Raw genomic sequence first — 16306 nt, 5'->3', positions numbered from 1 at the left:
AGTCTGCTACAAGGGTATGATCTTCTTAGAGTGGAGGCGCGGACTTGACTTTAGCAGATAAGAGCAGAAGTTTGACTAAGGTTTATCACATGTATAATCGCTGGTTGTTACGCCGATCTTTCGAGCAAATCTATCTGGATGATCGTGGAAGAATGGCGGAAGGACGACCTACTCTTTTTATTGCGAATCATAGTAACTGGTGGGATCCCTTGTTGGTACTGCAGTTAAATGAGGACATTTTAAAGAAAGATATGTATGCGATGATGGCCCCAAAAGGGATAAAAAAGGAGTTTCGTTTTTTTCATAAGTTGGGTGGCTTTTCCGTGAATCCAGATTCGACAGTCGAGATTCAACGATCGCTCCGATATTCGGTACAGCTCTTATCAGAGGCGGCGAATCGGGCATTATGGTTGTTTCCTCAAGGAGAGATGCAACATCAAGACATTCGACCGATCCGACTAATGAGTGGACTTGGATCGATGGTGGAACGGATGTATGATCTACAAGTAGTTCCGGTTCTGTTTTATTATACCTACGATGGAAATCGAAAACCCTCTGTATATATTCGTATTACAGATGCCTTAGTGCTGGACGAGGAGTGTCGGAAAAGGAAAATCGCTACACGAATCGCCCAAGAAGCACTACAAACTCGATTGGATTATCTCTGTAAGGAAGTCATTTCGGGTCAGACTACCCATTTTAATCCATGGATGAAAACATGGAGTGTTTTTACATTATTTGAGAAGACCATTTTACGGTGAAATGAAGAAGGGAAGTATGATGTTATGAAAAAGGGTGTGGTGATTGGTGGAGGAATTGCAGGGCTTGTATCGGCTAGTATTCTCTCTGCACAAGGATTTGAAATCACGCTCCTCGAACGGAATGAGCAGTTAGGTGGAAAGTTACGGGATGTTTGCATGGGAGAGTATCAGTTTGACTTTGGCCCCTCTACGATTACGATGCCGTGGGTTTTTGAGCAAGTATATCGCGAAGCGCATTGTATACTCGATCCAGAGCTCCGTTTCCAGCCGCTTATGATTAATAGTCGTAACTTTTTTCTAGATAGTAAGTATATCGATCTCACGGCAGATCCAGAGTATATGGCGCATCAGATGGGGGAATTATGCCCAGAAGATAGACAAAGTCTGGTTGCGTATCTACATGAAACGAAGAGGATGTATGAAGTAGTAGAGGAGATTCTATTAGAGAATTCTTCTATGGAGTGGAAGGATTTTCTCCATCCGAGTATGACGAAGGCTTTATTTAGCGTTCATGCCTTTCAAACGATGGATTCCTTTCATAGACGCTACTTTGAGGATTCACGCCTTCTAGCGATGATGAACCGCCATGCTACTCAAATGGGTTCATCTCCCTATCAAACTCCGGCAACGATGGCATTTACTGCTTATTTGGAGATGGTTCAAGGAGTCCATTATGTAGAGGGTGGAAACTATCGATTGATTGAGGCGTTTGCTCGTTTAGCAGAAGATGTAGGGGTAACTGTATGTATGCAGTCCGGAGTCGAGGAAGTGCGAATCGAAAATGGACAAGTTCGGGGGGTTCGGTTGGAAAACGGAGATGATGTATCTGCCGACTTTGTCATCTCAAATGTAGATGTACGAACGATGCAGGAATCTCTCTATCCAGAGAAGTATCGGAAAACAGAGCGTACTGAACCTACAGTATCTAGCTTTTTGATGTTACTAGGTACGGATCGAAAATGGCCTCATCTCCATCATCATAATCGCTTTTTTCCAGTTGATTCTGGACGTGAGTATATTGATATTTTTGAACAAAAGAAATGGTCCTATTCTCCCATGATCTCTATCTGCAATTCTAGCTATACGGAGCCAGAGCGGGCCAAGCAGGGAACAGGAAGTAACCTATCTGTCATGGTTCATGTTCCTGCCAATGTAGGGAATCAACGAGATGAAAACTGGTTTGAGCGGTATTATCAATATCGGGACGAGCTAATCTATCAGCTGGAAGGGACATGGGGACTGGAGGGACTAGAAGATTCGATTGAAGTTCAGCAGTTGTATGGTCCAAAGGAGATCGAGGCGATGTCAGGTGCGTGGCAGGGTTCCTTGTATGGACCTGTATTACATGGCCGTAAAGCCTTTCTGCGTCCTTCGATGAAAGAGAGTCGTTTTCAAGGATTGTATTACACAGGGGGTTCAACACATCCAACCGGCGGGGCTCCGATGGCTGCGCTGAGTGGCATGACAATAGCAAAGAGGGTACAACAAGATGCAGAGCATAAAATGAAAGTGAATGTATAAGCATTCCTTAATCAGACTATTCCTTTAAGAGGAGGTTGTGATAAATGGAAAGTTTGGCTTATGTGATTGTCGGATTCTGGTTGACTCTTCTATTTATAGCAGTGCTGATTAGTTTTGTATGTACTCGTTTCCTTTTTAAATGGAGATATCTAAGCCTTTTGATTTCCTTCCTTATCCCTATGCCTCTATACATGGATTCGGCAAAATGGAGCGTTTTCCTATTCTTCGGAGGGATTCCAACTGGTATCAGTTTCCTTACCATTTGGCTTACCACGAAATGGATGAATCGAAAACAAAAAAGCGATCGTTCTGCCTAATCAGGTAGAACGATCGCTTTTTTCTCTATCTCTATGAATGGGTCTTATTTGATTCATTATCATCTTTGTCGTTTCCATTTAGGGAGCGACGAAAATTTTTAATCGTTTCTCCTGCGGCCTTACCTAGCTCAGGCAATTTTTTTGGACCCCAGAGGAGAAGTGCGACGGCGATTAAGATTAATACACCTAATGGCTTTATCATCATTCCTTCAACTCCTGTCATGTGTACCCAACGACATTATAGTCTAGAATGAAAGAGATGTAAAAGAAAGGTTGTGGGGTTGGCGAATCGAGTCGTTTCTTGACGCTCTAGCAACTTGGGAGTAAAATTAATAGCGTTGAGTCAATGGCTTTACAATAAAATAAATTTCACTGCGAACCATTATGGATGGGAGGCGCAAAAGTGAGTAGTCAGCGCAGTTTTTTTAACCGTCGGTTACATTCCTTGCTTGGCGTAATACCGGTCGGATTTTTTTTGCTTGAGCATTTGTACACAAATTATCTTGCGACAAAAGGTCCACAAGAATTTATCAAGCAAGTTGAATGGTTATGGGGTATTCCGTTTCTACCCGTGCTAGAAGTTTTCTTTATCTTCTTGCCACTTCTATATCATGGTGTTTATGGATTGTATATCGCTTTCCAGGCGAAAAACAATCTGGAGCGCTTCGGGACATTCCGTAACTGGATGTTTGTCCTACAACGGATTACAGGTGTAATCACATTAGTGTTCGTGACTTGGCATGTATGGGAAACGCGTCTTCAAGTAGCGTTAAATGATTCTACAGCAGTTGAGCTAACTCGTGATTTTGCTCAATTGATCGCAAATGATGTTACGTTTGTTCTGTATATCATTGCTGTAGTGTCGGCTGTTTTCCATTTTTGTAATGGTATGTGGACATTCCTTATTACTTGGGGAGTCACTGTTGGACAACGTGCACAAAGAGTTTCATTTGCAATCTGTACTTTTTTATTTGTAGTGGTTTCATATTTAGGAATCTCTGCTTTGGTGGCTTTTTCGAAAGCTGATTTCCTCCAACATTTGGCACTGAAGTAGAAGGGAGCTAGTCCAAAATGAATGAAAAAATTATCATTGTCGGTGGCGGACTTGCAGGTCTCGCAGCTGCCATGAAAGCATCCGAAACGGGAGCCAGGGTTCAAATCTTTTCTATTGTTCCTGTTAAGCGCTCTCATTCTGTGTGTGCACAGGGTGGGATCAACGGTGCTGTGAATACCAAAGGAGAAGGAGATTCTCCTTGGGAGCACTTTGATGATAGTATTTATGGTGGGGACTTCTTAGCGAATCAGCCACCAGTTAAAGCAATGTGTGATGCAGCGCCTGGAATTATTTACATGATGGATCGTATGGGTGTTCCGTTTAACCGTACGCCAGAAGGTCTTTTGGATTTCCGTCGTTTTGGTGGTACCAAGCATCATCGCACTGCATTTGCGGGGGCAACGACGGGTCAACAGCTCCTATACGCATTAGATGAGCAGGTTCGTCGTTATGAAGCAGAAGGCCGTGTTGAGAAATTCGAGCATTGGGAGTTTCTATCAGCGATCATCGATGACGAAGGTGTATGTCGCGGGATTACTGCACAAGACCTACGCACAGGGGAGATTCGATCTTTCGCTGCTGATGCGGTTATTATGGCAACAGGTGGCCCAGGGATTATCTTTGGAAAATCGACAAACTCTGTTATTAATACAGGTACCGCTGCTTCTGCTTTGTATCAACAAGGTGCGTACTATGCAAACGGTGAGTTTATTCAGGTTCACCCGACCGCGATTCCAGGGGATGATAAGCTTCGCCTGATGTCAGAGTCTGCTCGTGGTGAAGGTGGCCGTGTTTGGACCTACGATAAAGACGGAAAACCTTGGTATTTCTTAGAAGAAATGTATCCAGCATATGGGAATCTCGTTCCGCGGGATATCGCGACCCGTGCGATCTTCAAAGTTTGTGTAGATGATAAGCTTGGAGTAAACGGAGAAAATGTTGTATTCCTAGATCTATCTCATAAAGATCCTCATGAATTAGATGTGAAACTCGGCGGAATTATCGAGATTTATGAGAAGTTCATGGGTGAAGATCCACGTAAGGTTCCAATGAAGATCTTCCCAGCTGTTCACTATTCGATGGGTGGTTTATGGGTTGACTATAACCAAATGACCAACATCCCAGGTCTATTTGCGGCAGGTGAGTGTGAGTACCAGTATCACGGTGCGAACCGATTGGGTGCAAACTCCTTACTATCTGCGATCTACGGTGGTTTGGTGACGGGTCCAAAGGCGCTTGAATATGTACGCGGCTTGAAAAAGTCTTCTGATGACATCAGCTCTACCGTATTTGAAGCGGCTCAGAAAGAGCAAGCGGACAAGTACGATGCGATGTTTAAAATGGAAGGCACGGAAAACCCATACCAGATTCATAAAGAGCTGGGTGAGTGGATGACAGATAACGTGACCGTTGTTCGCTACAACGATAAGCTACAAAAAACGGATGAGAAAATCCAAGAGCTTATGCAGCGTTATCAAAATCTAAACATGGTCGATACGCTTCGAAATAACAACCAAGCAGCACCGTTTACTCGTCAGTTATGGAACATGCTTGAGCTCGCACGTGTGATCACCTTGGGTGCCTTGAACCGGAATGAAAGTCGTGGAGCCCACTATAAGCCTGAGTTCCCAGATCGTGACGATGAAAACTTCCTCAAGACCACGAAGGCGAAATGGTCTTCAAATGGCCCTGTGCTAGAGTACGAAGACGTTGATACCTCTCTAATTAAGCCTCGCCCACGCCGTTATGACGTGGCAAAAGAAGGGGGCGGAAGCAAATGAGTGAGCAAAAGACGATTCGCTTAGTTGTAACCCGTCAAGATGGACCAAACGAGAACCCTTACAAGGAAGAGTTTGTGGTTCCGTATCGTAAGAATATGAACGTCATCTCTGCCTTTATGGAAATCCAGCGGAACCCGGTTAATGCAGAGGGCAAGAAAACAACCCCGATTAACTGGGAATCGAACTGTTTGGAAGAAGTATGCGGAGCTTGTTCGATGATTATTAATGGCCGTCCACGTCAGTCTTGTACGGCATTGATTGATAACCTAGAGCAACCGATTCGCATCGAACCGATGAATACATTCCCTGTATTACGTGACCTGATTATTGACCGTGGTCGCATGTTTGATGCTTTGAAAAAAGTAAAAGCTTGGATCCCGATCGATGGTAGCCATGATCTAGGTCCTGGCCCTCGTCAATCCGAAGAAGAGCAACAATGGCGTTATGAGCTATCGAAGTGTATGACATGTGGAGTATGTATGGAAGCATGTCCAAACGTAAGTGGTAAGTCATCGTTTGTTGGACCTTTTGCTGTGGGACAAGTTGCCTTGATGAACTCCCACCCAACGGGTGCAATGCGTGCACAGGAGCGGATGGAAGCCCTGATCTCCGATGGAGGACTGCAAGAATGCGGTAACTCGCAAAACTGTGTGCGTGCTTGTCCGAAAGGAATTCCACTTACCAAAGCGATTGCAACCATGAACCGTGCTGCAACGAAGCATATGTTTAAAAAGTGGTTGGACTTTTAATCAAAAACGAATGGCAATCAAAAAGACACGATCCGCGGATCGTGTCTTTTTCCTTTCCCTGCTTACTTCTGTTCTGCCAGTTCTAATTTCTTTTTATAGTTATTAAACCAGATGGTTTGTACAACCGAGAAGCTACTGGAGAAGAACCAGTACAGGCCTAACGCGGATGCGAAGTTCATAGTCGCGATTAGCGTAAAGACTGGGAAGATCCACTTCATCAATTTCATTTGTGTTTGCATCATCTGTGCTTGTGGGTTATCTACAGCCGAAGCGCTAGCTTGTTGGGTAGAGATATGCATTTGTAGAAATGTAGCAACTGCGGCAAGGATCGGAAGAATATGGTATGGATCTGGCGCCCCTAGCTTCAAATATAAGAAATCTGCACCAGAGAGGTGAGGGTTTTTAGCAATAGATTGGTACAATGCGAAAAAGACAGGCATTTGTAAAAGCAAAGGAAGACAACCCATTGCTGGATTTACATTATTTTCGCGATAAAGACGCATCATCTCTTGTTGCATTTTCTGTGGATCATTTTTATGTTTGTCGCGTAACTGTGTTAGTTCGGGCTGTATCTTTTGCATGCCCATCATGCTCTTTTGCTGTTTCCATGCGATAGGCAGGATCGCAAAGCGGATGATTAAGGTAAGGGCTAAGATGGCAAGACCGTACGATCCCAGTAGGTTATGTAATAGATCGAGTAAATCAGAAAGCGGAACAACAAAATAGCGATCCCACCAGCTATTTTCTGGATCTAGTTTTGTATTGGTACTACAACCTGTTAATACGAGTATCATCATTCCGATTGCGAATAGACTGCGTGTTTTCTTGCTCAAGTGTATTGCCTCCTTCAAATGGCAGAACGAATCTAGATTTGTATGGTGCTATTTTACTATACGAAGCAAAGAAAAGATAACTAATTATTCATCTAACCCCCCTTAACTTGTATCCCCGTATAGGCAGTCATTTAATCAAAGCTATGAAAAATGTTGTATAATAGGGAAGTTACTAGATTCAATGTAGGAGAGATGTACAAAATGGGTCGTAAATGGAATAACATCAAAGAAAAAAAAGCATCCAAAGATGCGAATACCAGTCGTGTATATGCCAAATTTGGTCGTGAGATATATGTAGCTGCTCGGCAGGGTGAACCTGATCCACAAGCGAATCGTGCGTTAAAAGTCGTGCTCGAGAGAGCAAAGACGTATAATGTGCCCAAGGCAATCATAGACCGCGCACTTGAAAAGGCAAAAGGTGGAGCCGAAGAAAACTACGTAGAGCTTCGATATGAAGGCTTCGGGCCAAATGGGTCTATGGTGATCGTAGATACCCTTACGAATAATGTAAACCGGACAGCCGCTGATGTTCGAGCAAAATTTAACAAGGCTGACGGGAATTTAGGTGTAAATGGTTCTGTATCCTATCTATTTGATGCTACAGCAGTCTTTGGCATAGAAGGAAAGACAGCAGACGAAGTGCTAGAGCTATTAATGGAAGCAGATATAGAAGTCCGTGATATCTTAGAGGAAGAAGGATCTGTGATTGTGTATGCGGAGCCGGATCAATTTCATCTAGTACAAGAAGCATGTAAAAATGTAGGTATTACCGACTTTACTGTTGCGGAACTAACCATGCTGGCACAAAATGAGATCACTTTATCAGAAGAAGCGCAAGTCAAATTCGATAAGCTGATCGAGGCACTAGAAGATTTAGAAGATGTCCAACAAGTGTACCACAACGTGGATGCAGGTGAATAGTAGTAGAAGCAGACCCTTTTAACGTAAGGTCTGCTTTTTTATGTTAGTTAAGATTGAATATTTTCCTGATTTCTACAAAGTTGATAATAACCCCCTTTATTCTTTAGCAGTTCCTCATGCGTCCCCATTTCGGTGATTTGTCCCTTGTGCATAACAACGATGCGATCACAATTTCGTACAGTGCTTAGGCGGTGAGCAATAATGACTTGGGTACATTTGAGTTTCGATAAGCTGTGCTGGATATTTGATTCACGTATGGTATCGAGGGCGGACGTAGCTTCATCGAGAACGAGCATTCTAGGCTGATGAACTAGAGAGCGCGCGAGTAGTAAACGTTGTCTTTGTCCACCCGAAAAATTACCGCCCCCCTCTGAGACCATGGTCTGAAAGCCCATCATCTGCTCTATAATATCTGTATAGATATCTGCTCTTTTCGTTGCATGGATAATCTGCTCCATCGGCACTTGATCATCCAGAAGTGAGATATTCTCTTGAATGGTTCCATGGAACAAACGGGTTTCTTGTAAAATAACCCCTATTTGTCGGCGTAAGGTTTGTAAGTTTATTTCTTGTAGAGGTGTACCATCAAAAAGGATATTACCTTCTTGCGGCTTGTACAACCCTAATAAAACTTTTGCTAATGTACTTTTACCTGAGCCTGATTCACCCACAATTGCGATTTTTTCACCTGGACGAATCGTAAGATTGATCGAGGACAGCACATTTTCACCGAAGTAACTATACCGAAAGGATACATTTTTTAGTTCAATTCCCCCGAGTAATTGGAAGTCATCTCTCCCGCCAGTTCCTTCTGGTGTACTTTCCATCACATCTCGTAGACGGCGAATATAGGAGCCAAGTACAAGAAACTGTGAATAGGTTGAACCAAGAGAGGTAAATGGAATCATAAAGGCAGTTGATAAAGCACTGATTCCTAGAAGTTGCCCGAGTGTGAGATTACCATCGAGTACAAATCCAGCTCCTACCCAAAGGATAAACAAGGGTGTGATAAACTGAATCCCGCCACTAATGGTGTCAAATACAGCTGACAACAGACCATATTTTTTATTTGTTTCTAACTGATTCCTAAATAAACCCTGCCACACATGAAATACTTTTTCTTCCGCACCTAACACCTTTACATCGCAGATGCCAAAAATATTTTCTGTTAGGTAAGCTTGTGTTTTGGTATTAGCGGAAATTTGTTGGTCTGTTAACTTTCGCGTCAGCCGTGTACTCAAGCTGAGAACGACAAATAAAAGTGAGCTTAATAATATAATAATAAGTCCTAGACGCCACTCTTGATAAAGGAGTAGACAAGCATACGAAATAACTAAAATGCTGTCAATTACAATAGAAATCACTTTAATTGATAAGATTTGTCTTATGTGTACATTCGAATTTGCTCGGAAAACGAGTTCGCCACTTTTTCGACTTTCAAAAAACGGAAACGGAAGGTGAAACAATCGGCTAATAAAAGTGGACATTAGCGCATAGTCCATGTTTGTTTGCAATTTCACGATGAAGAAACTCCGCAAATAGGAGAAGATCTGATGAAATAAGAATAAGCCTAGAACCCCGATTCCCAGTATGGTGAGGTATTCCTTGTTACTGGGGATAATGACTTGATCTGTGATCCATTGTGTTAATTGAGGGATTAAAAAGCCTAATCCCTGTAGTAAGAACGAAAAAACAATGAGGCTTGTTATTAACTTCGATTGATCTTGTATAAAACGGAGAAAAAAGCTCCATTTTGACTTCTGATGCCTTATTTCAAATCCTTCACTCGGTTCTGCTACAAAAATATAGCCAGAATAATGCTGTTCTACTTCCGATAGTGGGACCTTATGACGTCCATTATCGGGATCGATGATGGTGGCGTTTCTCTTTCCTAGACGTTCTAATACTACATAGTGTTGCCCTTTCCAATGCAGAATGACTGGTAACGAGTATGACAGGTCCTTTATGCTACCTTTATAGACACTACACTTTAGATGAAAGTCATTTCCTATATCTAACAAGTCGGCAAGGGAACTCCCTCTTTTTGAGACGCCATAGCGCTCTCTCATTTCCGTTAATGTAATCTCATGACCGTAGTAGTTTAAGAGCATAGCCATCGAAGCCAAACCACATTCACTATGCTCCATCTGTTCGATAAACTTCACCCGCTTTGACATGATGGGTTCCTCCTTCCCCTAAATGTTAAAGGGTCTGCTACTAGATTTAACAAGTAGAGTAGGCATACACGGTATCCAGATGCCTACTCTACTTTAGCTTTTTACTTAATAAATGGAGATTGCAGAGATACTACAGACGGAACTTGATCCGGATATGCTAATCTCAGTAATTGGTATCCGATCCCGGATAGCCCTAGAAATAGACTAGGTGTTTCTAAGAAATGGGAGACACCTGTGAGATACTTCCCAAGTTCTTTCTGTGTTTGAATGACATTGTGTCCGATCGATTGGGCCGATTTGATCCAGTCTTCTCGCTTGAGTGATATTCCGGCCATCAGTAGGAGATCAGCATTCCCTAAGTCACCGTGGCAGAGAGAGTGAGAAAAGCCGATTCCCTCTTGACTCGTTGTTTCTACAGATGTAGCAATTTCGTCGAGTATATATGGATCTGCTGGCAGATAAGGGAGGCAGAGAACACGACCTAAACCAACCCCCGGAGCACCGTGGCACCATTGTACTGGCGAAGATGATCCTTTTTCATGGCGAATATCCCGCCAATTTTTCGTCGACTCATCATATAAGGAACGATCATAATGAAGGGCTTTTAAACCCCATTCGCGATATTTATCATGACCCGAAACATTGGCAAGTCGAAGAAGTGACCAAGCAATTCCACTAGTTCCATGAGAGAAGCCACCAAGTAAAGCCTTATCTTTGCCAGTATGCCATGCAACCCCATTATCAGTTTGAATAGCATGTTTGATTAAGTGATGACCAATCTTTTGGGCGATGAGCAAAGGGTGTTCCCAATTAAACTGCTCAGCCATATTTAATAGCACATGAATAATCCCCGCGCCACCGTAGATGAGATCAAAATGTTGATCTTTCTCTATCTTCTGCTCTACGTTTGGAAGCAACTCTTTCATAGAAGACATCCATTCTTCTTTTTCTCCATAGAGAGCAGTCATGTGAGATAGAGTATAAAGAATCGATGATTGTCCAACAAATGCATTTGTATCTTGTATGAGTGGACCCGCGTTACATGCAGTCTGTAATGCTGCCTTGGCTAGGTTTCCAAACTCCCTGTTTTTACATATTTGATCTAAGTAGCTGTAGAACAACGCCATTCCACAAACCCCATTGTACAAACCAAAATCCATAGGGGCGATCGTCCACAAATTGTTGGCAGTTGGTGCTAGACCTATCCACGTTACATCATTTTTATCTCCATGAATTGCTTTTTTTGAAAAATAGGATCCGATTTTCTCCGCTTCTTCGACAAAGGATTGGACGGGTAAATTCGTATGCTTTATAGGATCAGGAGTAAAATCATATTGTTTGATTTGCAGGTGAGTTTTAGATTCAATCCCACCAAGAATGGACGCGGTAATGTAACTTGCTTGCCTTTCTATCTCATCAGGGGTTAAGCTCTTTATTCGTCTTACCACCCTCTGATAGCTAGATTCTTTGAAGAAGTTAGGGATGATCTTACCTGTACTGCTATAAAGATCTGTATCATCAACCATCGCTGTAAATAGAGGAATATCTCCTTCTAATAAATCTTCAATCTCGTAAGGGATGGCTTTATCATGCACTTGAGTAAACCAGAGTCGATCTAATAACTTTTCACGTTCTAAGGAATCTTCGAGATAATCAGGGTGTTGGGTTTCTAATAAGAAGTCGGCATAAAACTGTGTATTACGTAACACGATTCGAACCGTATCCTGCTTAAAGGAGGCAATCGGTCCCTTATCACTAAGTAGTTCGACTTGATGTACCTGTATGAGTTGACAGGCTTGTTTAAAACCACTCACTATATATTCAACATAAGGCTTGATATCGATTAACTGATCATGTAAGCGTGGCAAATTCCCACTTAATCGTAAAACGGCATTTTTTCGAACATAGCGCATCTGATCTGTTCCGTATTCTTCTACCTGCAAAATGGGAGTGGGGTATTCTTGTTCTCTTCCTCCTAAGCCACTAACATCAATCCCTTTTCCATCCTTATCACTAAAATGGAATAGAGGAAGTAGGGCAGTCTTCAGCACTGAATTTGCTAATCTATCATTTGCTTTTACTTGTGCAAGCATTTCCTCTGCTACGTTTGGAGAGGGAGAGTTATGAAAGAGGGTCTCCAAATCTATTAAGATCGGATTCTCTCCATTTGCAATCATATTTTCATAATGGAAGTCGATGCCGTATAGCGAATAGACAACTGCTAATAAACCGCCGAATCGAGTATAAAAGCGTTGAACTTCTTCTGTAGAGGAGCACCCTTTTTGAGTGACAACTTCTTCCCACGCATAGTGGTTCTTATTTAGAACTTTATAACTCGATAAAGGAGGGGTGAAACCACGTTCATTTAACCAATCAAGTACCTGATGGAAATGATTCGATACGGTGAGATCTTTTGGTTTATAAATCACCTGCTCCGATTCAAACTGAAAGTGCATTACCGTTCTACACCTTTGATGTGAATCTCCCATTCCTGCTGAAATCGCGGTGAGAGGTTTATCTTGTATGTTAAATTCTTGTAGAATTTGTTTTCGGTCGTTGAGATATCTTGTAATCGCCTCTATGATCGCTTCCATAAAATAATTGGTTCGGATCATGAGAAGACGAGCAAGGGTTGGGTACTCACTGTATATAAATTCAAGATGATCGGGATTCATTATTTTTTTCTGTATGAATGAATGAAAGCGTGCTTCTGGAGTATCTCCTTCTAACTGCTCCATCTCTCTCTCAATGTGTAGTTCTAGAACGAAGGTTCTTCCCGCTATTATGTTTAGCCCATCTACCAAATTACCTAAGATCGAATCTAAAACCGTATGAACTTGTATGTATGGATCGACTTCTGAAATTTGCCCGAAATAATCAGTTAATCTCTTCTTTGCCCATAGTACAAACGGGCGAACTGTGAATTGAAGCCCTATTTCAATATCCTCTGGAATAGGTGTCATTCGATTTAATTGAAGCGCCTCATCCAACCAATCCATCCACGGGAATTTCGAATGATCCAAGGTTTCCATTTCATTTACCCAATGATCATTACTCATTTCGTGCAACACACTCTCAAATCTTTGCATATCCAGATTTGTAGCGGCTAATCTCTTTTCCAATGTCTTTTCGTCTAAGAAAGATACATTCTTCCAATCATGAATCACTTTTTCTGCATCAATCGAATCCACCTTTCTTTGTCCGAGATTGGGTAGATGATCGATTCGTTCTTTTAATATAAGAGACCTATATAATTGTGTCCGAAAGTTAGTATTCATCATATTTCCTCGCAGATGTGTGAGTTTAGTAGAAGTACGATAGCATATTGAATTTTCAATATGCTATCGTTTTGGTAGCGTTTTTGATTTTATCTAATGGAGCTTACTAGCATCTTTTGCATGGAGTTGCAAGAGAACTTTTCATTCCACAATGTTCATAGATTGTAGCCCGAGCCCAATCGCATACTAAACTTGTAAAATCATCAGTTGAGCCATTTCCGCCACTAACACGTTCTAATTCCTCTCGTGAAACTTCCACATCTCTCTGTCCTACTGCAAAATATTTAATTTCTTCTTTGAAATAATTACGAGACATCATAATTCCTCCTCATGAATTTGATATTGATATCACTTTTGGTTTTGCCGATAGAGCTTATTAGCATCTTTTGCATGGGGTTGCTAGAGAGCTTTTCATCCCACAGCCATCATTTACTGTAACTTCAATAGCTTTACAAACCATTGTTGTGATAAGTGTGGTGATTTCTTCGTTTGCACCATTTCCACCGCTAACACGCTCTAATTCCACTCTCGAAATTTCAACATTCTTTTGACCTGCTGGGTCATACATTTGAATCGTTTTCTTTGCATCTTGGCGTGACATTATAACATCCCCTTAATTTAAATTTATGCAACCGACCTAAAGGAGGGTTGATTGCAACTACAGTATAATAGTATTTATTTAAGAAATGCAATAAAAATTTTATAATTTATATGTTCCTGCAATTATTTTATTTGTTCATCATAGAAAATAATAAATGGATACACTTGTTGATTGATTAGCGAAAGACGTGATAAACAAAGGGTTTTCTCTATTTATTTGAATCATCTTTGAATAAAAAAACGCATGATAATATGGTAGAAATATCAATTAATAAAAAAATATATAATCCGTATGTAAAGACCAATCAGATCATTTTTATATCCAGTATCGGATGTGATTTAGTTGATTAGTAAATATTTTTATACACATTGAAGGAACATTGTCAGTTAATGTCGAATAGTAGTGCTTGATGAGGATAATAAGGTGTTAAGGAGGAAGAAAATATGTATCGTATAGCAGAGCCACCAGACTTCGATTATACAAAATAATCGTTTAATAAATATTTTCTATCTATAATAGAAGGAATATTGTCTATATATGTCGAACTTTGGTACTGGAAGAACGATGAAAGGGGAATTCGCGATGTATTTGTTTGCAGATCCACCAACAGAGTGCTAATGATGAACAGACAACTGCATAACAAGTGACCATTTTATAGCTAGGGGGGTGCTTCCTAGCTTTCTTGTTTTGGTGAAGCATGTAGGAGGGAGAATATTGATCATTGAGGATATAGAGGCTGGATCCGTTTTTTGTTATGAGCGGACATTTACGTTAGAAGATGTTCAACAATTTAGTGCTATCTCAGGGGATGAGGGAGACCATCATATGGTGCCTGATGAGTATGGTAGGGTAGTCGTTCATGGTTTCCTGACAGCGACTCTACCGACTAAAATCGGTGGAGATTTTAATGTGGTGGCGCGCGATTTTACGATGAAATTTGTCAGACCTGTTTTTACAGGGGACACGATTCGATGTGAGGTAACGATGCACCGAATTGAGAAGCAGGAGCAATGATATCAAGTTTCTACTACGTATGTGTGTATGAATCAACATGGCAAAGAAGTATTGAAGGGTGAAGTACTTGGGTTTGTTTATAGCTAAAAGTAAACCAGCAACCTTCTCACGCGAGAAAAGATTGCTGGTTTATTTTTAGCTGGCTATTTGGTGCTGCTTGGAAGGGTTTTTTCTACATATTTAGAGAACTCATCATCCCTCGTATTCAAGCCTGACAATCGCTTAAAGCTTATGCGGGTACAAGGCGGTCAGATCTTGGAATATACCTTGATTATGCAAAGCTCGAAAAAGCTCTTCAATCGTTTCTTCATTTTGTGTGTCAATTGCTTCCATGAGCAATTTCTTTGCTTCTTGATAGGAAGGAGGGGAGGGACTGTATAGAACATCCATAGACACTCCGGGAATGTTTTTCTTTAAAGTCTCTTGACCTGTAAGTCTGTTCGTTAGAACGGATTTGACTATTCCCAAACGTGTTCGCGTATCTCCAAAAATGTTATGTTGGACACACCAATCCCAAAAAGCGTACTTCTCATTTGTTACTTTCGAGAAGGATAAGAATTCAACCATTTCTCGTAATTGGGCCACTTCTTCTTTTAAAAGCTCTAATTCACTTTCAGGCTCTAGGACGTACTTTTCTTTGGCATCTTCCAGTTCTTTTAGTCGACGTTCAGATTCGTTCAACTACTTCACCTCTTACTAGATTAGAATAAAAAGAAATTGATAGCCCACTTTATAGCATCTGCGATTTGCATTGCTGTGCCGGCATTCATATTCATTGGACCTTTTAAGAATTGGTACAACCTTGTCTTAATAATTTCCGCAGTCACGTCAGGGATATTGGCTAAATCATCAATTTTGTCAGCAATTGTACCGCTATGCTTTTTGAAAGCCTTCGCTGCTGGACCGTCTAAGAACTTAACCAACTCTCCAACTACACTCCCACCATGTCGAATAGCAAACGCTACAGCTTCCGCCGCCAACTTGACAAGGTAACCTCTTATACCATTTTGTGTTACTCCGTCCTGGAGTACCTCTGGATTTGTTTTTACATTCTGGACAATAGGGGTATTGGTTTCTGATGCAAAAGCTTGCAAGCTTGTACCTAGACCAGTAACTAAAACAGAAACAGAAACTGTCAACGTTAAAATATATTTTTTCATCTTTACCAAATTTCTTTTCAAGATAGCCAACTCCTTTTTAAGTGCTCGAGATGAGCAAATCTGCTAACAGAAATATCCAGTTCCAATAGACAGACTACGGCTAGGCCGCATTCAGTTGCTTTTTTATACAACTAAGCGG

16 protein-coding genes are annotated in these 16306 nt (G+C 41.4%); 8 read left to right on the top strand and 8 right to left on the bottom strand.

Annotated elements, in window-relative coordinates; all coding sequences use genetic code 11:
* Nucleotides 1-44: 44 nt before the first annotated feature.
* From BLU58_RS12435 to BLU58_RS12425, 3 genes are read left to right on the top strand one after another with little or no spacing between them, the layout of a single operon-like run.
* Nucleotides 45-761, top strand: a complete 717-nt coding sequence (locus BLU58_RS12435) for a lysophospholipid acyltransferase family protein (RefSeq protein ID WP_093292545.1) — start codon at nucleotides 45-47, stop codon at nucleotides 759-761.
* A gap of 24 nt (nucleotides 762-785) precedes the next feature.
* A complete protein-coding gene (locus tag BLU58_RS12430) occupies nucleotides 786-2282 on the top strand; it encodes a phytoene desaturase family protein (RefSeq protein ID WP_093292543.1) in 1497 nt (498 codons plus the stop codon).
* Nucleotides 2283-2326: 44 nt separating this feature from the next.
* The gene (locus tag BLU58_RS12425; protein WP_093292541.1) at nucleotides 2327-2599 is read left to right on the top strand and encodes a hypothetical protein; all 273 of its coding nucleotides are present in this window, start codon (nucleotides 2327-2329) and stop codon (nucleotides 2597-2599) included.
* A gap of 31 nt (nucleotides 2600-2630) precedes the next feature.
* Here BLU58_RS12425 and BLU58_RS12420 read toward each other — a convergent pair whose 3' ends face one another.
* Nucleotides 2631-2804, bottom strand: coding sequence for a twin-arginine translocase TatA/TatE family subunit (locus BLU58_RS12420; protein WP_072335417.1), 174 nt, complete (start codon nucleotides 2802-2804; stop codon nucleotides 2631-2633).
* A gap of 198 nt (nucleotides 2805-3002) precedes the next feature.
* Here BLU58_RS12420 and BLU58_RS12415 point away from each other — a divergent pair, with 198 nt between their 5' ends.
* The 3 genes from BLU58_RS12415 to sdhB are packed head-to-tail and all read left to right on the top strand — an operon-like array spanning nucleotide 3003 to nucleotide 6183.
* Complete coding sequence (locus BLU58_RS12415; RefSeq protein WP_255404704.1) at nucleotides 3003-3653, top strand: succinate dehydrogenase cytochrome b558 subunit; 651 nt, start codon at nucleotides 3003-3005, stop codon at nucleotides 3651-3653.
* Between the two features lie 17 nt (nucleotides 3654-3670).
* Complete coding sequence (sdhA, locus tag BLU58_RS12410) at nucleotides 3671-5434, top strand: succinate dehydrogenase flavoprotein subunit (RefSeq protein ID WP_093292539.1); 1764 nt, start codon at nucleotides 3671-3673, stop codon at nucleotides 5432-5434.
* Nucleotides 5431-6183, top strand: coding sequence for a succinate dehydrogenase iron-sulfur subunit (sdhB, locus tag BLU58_RS12405; protein ID WP_093292537.1), 753 nt, complete (start codon nucleotides 5431-5433; stop codon nucleotides 6181-6183). Before sdhA ends, sdhB begins: the two co-directional genes overlap by 4 nt.
* A 62-nt stretch (nucleotides 6184-6245) precedes the next feature.
* Here sdhB and BLU58_RS12400 read toward each other — a convergent pair whose 3' ends face one another.
* A complete protein-coding gene (locus tag BLU58_RS12400) occupies nucleotides 6246-7016 on the bottom strand; it encodes a YidC/Oxa1 family membrane protein insertase (protein WP_218122198.1) in 771 nt (256 codons plus the stop codon).
* A 201-nt stretch (nucleotides 7017-7217) separates the two neighbouring features.
* Here BLU58_RS12400 and BLU58_RS12395 point away from each other — a divergent pair, with 201 nt between their 5' ends.
* The gene (locus BLU58_RS12395) at nucleotides 7218-7937 is read left to right on the top strand and encodes a YebC/PmpR family DNA-binding transcriptional regulator (RefSeq protein ID WP_072335405.1); all 720 of its coding nucleotides are present in this window, start codon (nucleotides 7218-7220) and stop codon (nucleotides 7935-7937) included.
* Nucleotides 7938-7984: 47 nt separating this feature from the next.
* On the opposite strand, the gene BLU58_RS12390 is transcribed toward BLU58_RS12395, so the two are convergent.
* The 4 genes from BLU58_RS12390 to BLU58_RS12375 form a co-directional block, all read right to left on the bottom strand.
* Nucleotides 7985-10114, bottom strand: a complete 2130-nt coding sequence (locus BLU58_RS12390) for a peptidase domain-containing ABC transporter (protein WP_093292535.1) — start codon at nucleotides 10112-10114, stop codon at nucleotides 7985-7987.
* Between the two features lie 101 nt (nucleotides 10115-10215).
* On the bottom strand, nucleotides 10216-13392 hold the full coding sequence (locus BLU58_RS12385) for a type 2 lanthipeptide synthetase LanM family protein (RefSeq protein WP_176786659.1): 3177 nt from the start codon (nucleotides 13390-13392) through the stop codon (nucleotides 10216-10218).
* 106 nt (nucleotides 13393-13498) lie between these two features.
* Nucleotides 13499-13708, bottom strand: a complete 210-nt coding sequence (locus tag BLU58_RS12380) for a hypothetical protein (RefSeq protein WP_093292531.1) — start codon at nucleotides 13706-13708, stop codon at nucleotides 13499-13501.
* A 60-nt stretch (nucleotides 13709-13768) separates the two neighbouring features.
* Nucleotides 13769-13993 carry a hypothetical protein gene (locus BLU58_RS12375; RefSeq protein WP_072335368.1) on the bottom strand — a complete coding sequence of 75 codons (225 nt, stop codon included), beginning with the start codon at nucleotides 13991-13993 and terminating at the stop codon, nucleotides 13769-13771.
* Between the two features lie 714 nt (nucleotides 13994-14707).
* On the opposite strand from BLU58_RS12375, the gene BLU58_RS12370 reads away from it, so the two are divergent.
* Entirely contained in the window at nucleotides 14708-15007 is a 300-nt protein-coding gene (locus BLU58_RS12370) for a hotdog domain-containing protein (RefSeq protein ID WP_369813775.1), read from the top strand.
* Nucleotides 15008-15229: 222 nt separating this feature from the next.
* On the opposite strand, the gene BLU58_RS12365 is transcribed toward BLU58_RS12370, so the two are convergent.
* Nucleotides 15230-15688, bottom strand: coding sequence for a hypothetical protein (locus BLU58_RS12365; RefSeq protein ID WP_093292529.1), 459 nt, complete (start codon nucleotides 15686-15688; stop codon nucleotides 15230-15232).
* Nucleotides 15689-15708: 20 nt separating this feature from the next.
* Entirely contained in the window at nucleotides 15709-16188 is a 480-nt protein-coding gene (locus tag BLU58_RS12360; protein ID WP_093292527.1) for a hypothetical protein, read from the bottom strand.
* Nucleotides 16189-16306: the final 118 nt, after the last annotated feature.

The organism is Thermoactinomyces sp. DSM 45892 (assembly GCF_900107305.1).
Taxonomy (GTDB): Bacteria; Bacillota; Bacilli; order Thermoactinomycetales; family Thermoactinomycetaceae; genus Baia.
This window is presented reverse-complemented; position numbering and strand designations above follow the sequence as displayed.

What these genes read in the sequence shown, in the direction of transcription:
- BLU58_RS12430 (WP_093292543.1), top strand. Translation starts at nt 786, where the DNA reads ATGAAAAAGGGTGTGGTGATTGGTGGAGGAATTGCAGGGCTTGTATCG.
- BLU58_RS12425 (WP_093292541.1), top strand. Translation starts at nt 2,327, where the DNA reads ATGGAAAGTTTGGCTTATGTGATTGTCGGATTCTGGTTGACTCTTCTA.
- BLU58_RS12420 (WP_072335417.1), bottom strand. Translation starts at nt 2,804, where the DNA reads ATGATGATAAAGCCATTAGGTGTATTAATCTTAATCGCCGTCGCACTT.
- sdhA (WP_093292539.1), top strand. Translation starts at nt 3,671, where the DNA reads ATGAATGAAAAAATTATCATTGTCGGTGGCGGACTTGCAGGTCTCGCA.
- sdhB (WP_093292537.1), top strand. Translation starts at nt 5,431, where the DNA reads ATGAGTGAGCAAAAGACGATTCGCTTAGTTGTAACCCGTCAAGATGGA.
- BLU58_RS12395 (WP_072335405.1), top strand. Translation starts at nt 7,218, where the DNA reads ATGGGTCGTAAATGGAATAACATCAAAGAAAAAAAAGCATCCAAAGAT.
- BLU58_RS12390 (WP_093292535.1), bottom strand. Translation starts at nt 10,114, where the DNA reads ATGTCAAAGCGGGTGAAGTTTATCGAACAGATGGAGCATAGTGAATGT.
- BLU58_RS12385 (WP_176786659.1), bottom strand. Translation starts at nt 13,392, where the DNA reads ATGAATACTAACTTTCGGACACAATTATATAGGTCTCTTATATTAAAA.
- BLU58_RS12380 (WP_093292531.1), bottom strand. Translation starts at nt 13,708, where the DNA reads ATGTCTCGTAATTATTTCAAAGAAGAAATTAAATATTTTGCAGTAGGA.
- BLU58_RS12375 (WP_072335368.1), bottom strand. Translation starts at nt 13,993, where the DNA reads ATGTCACGCCAAGATGCAAAGAAAACGATTCAAATGTATGACCCAGCA.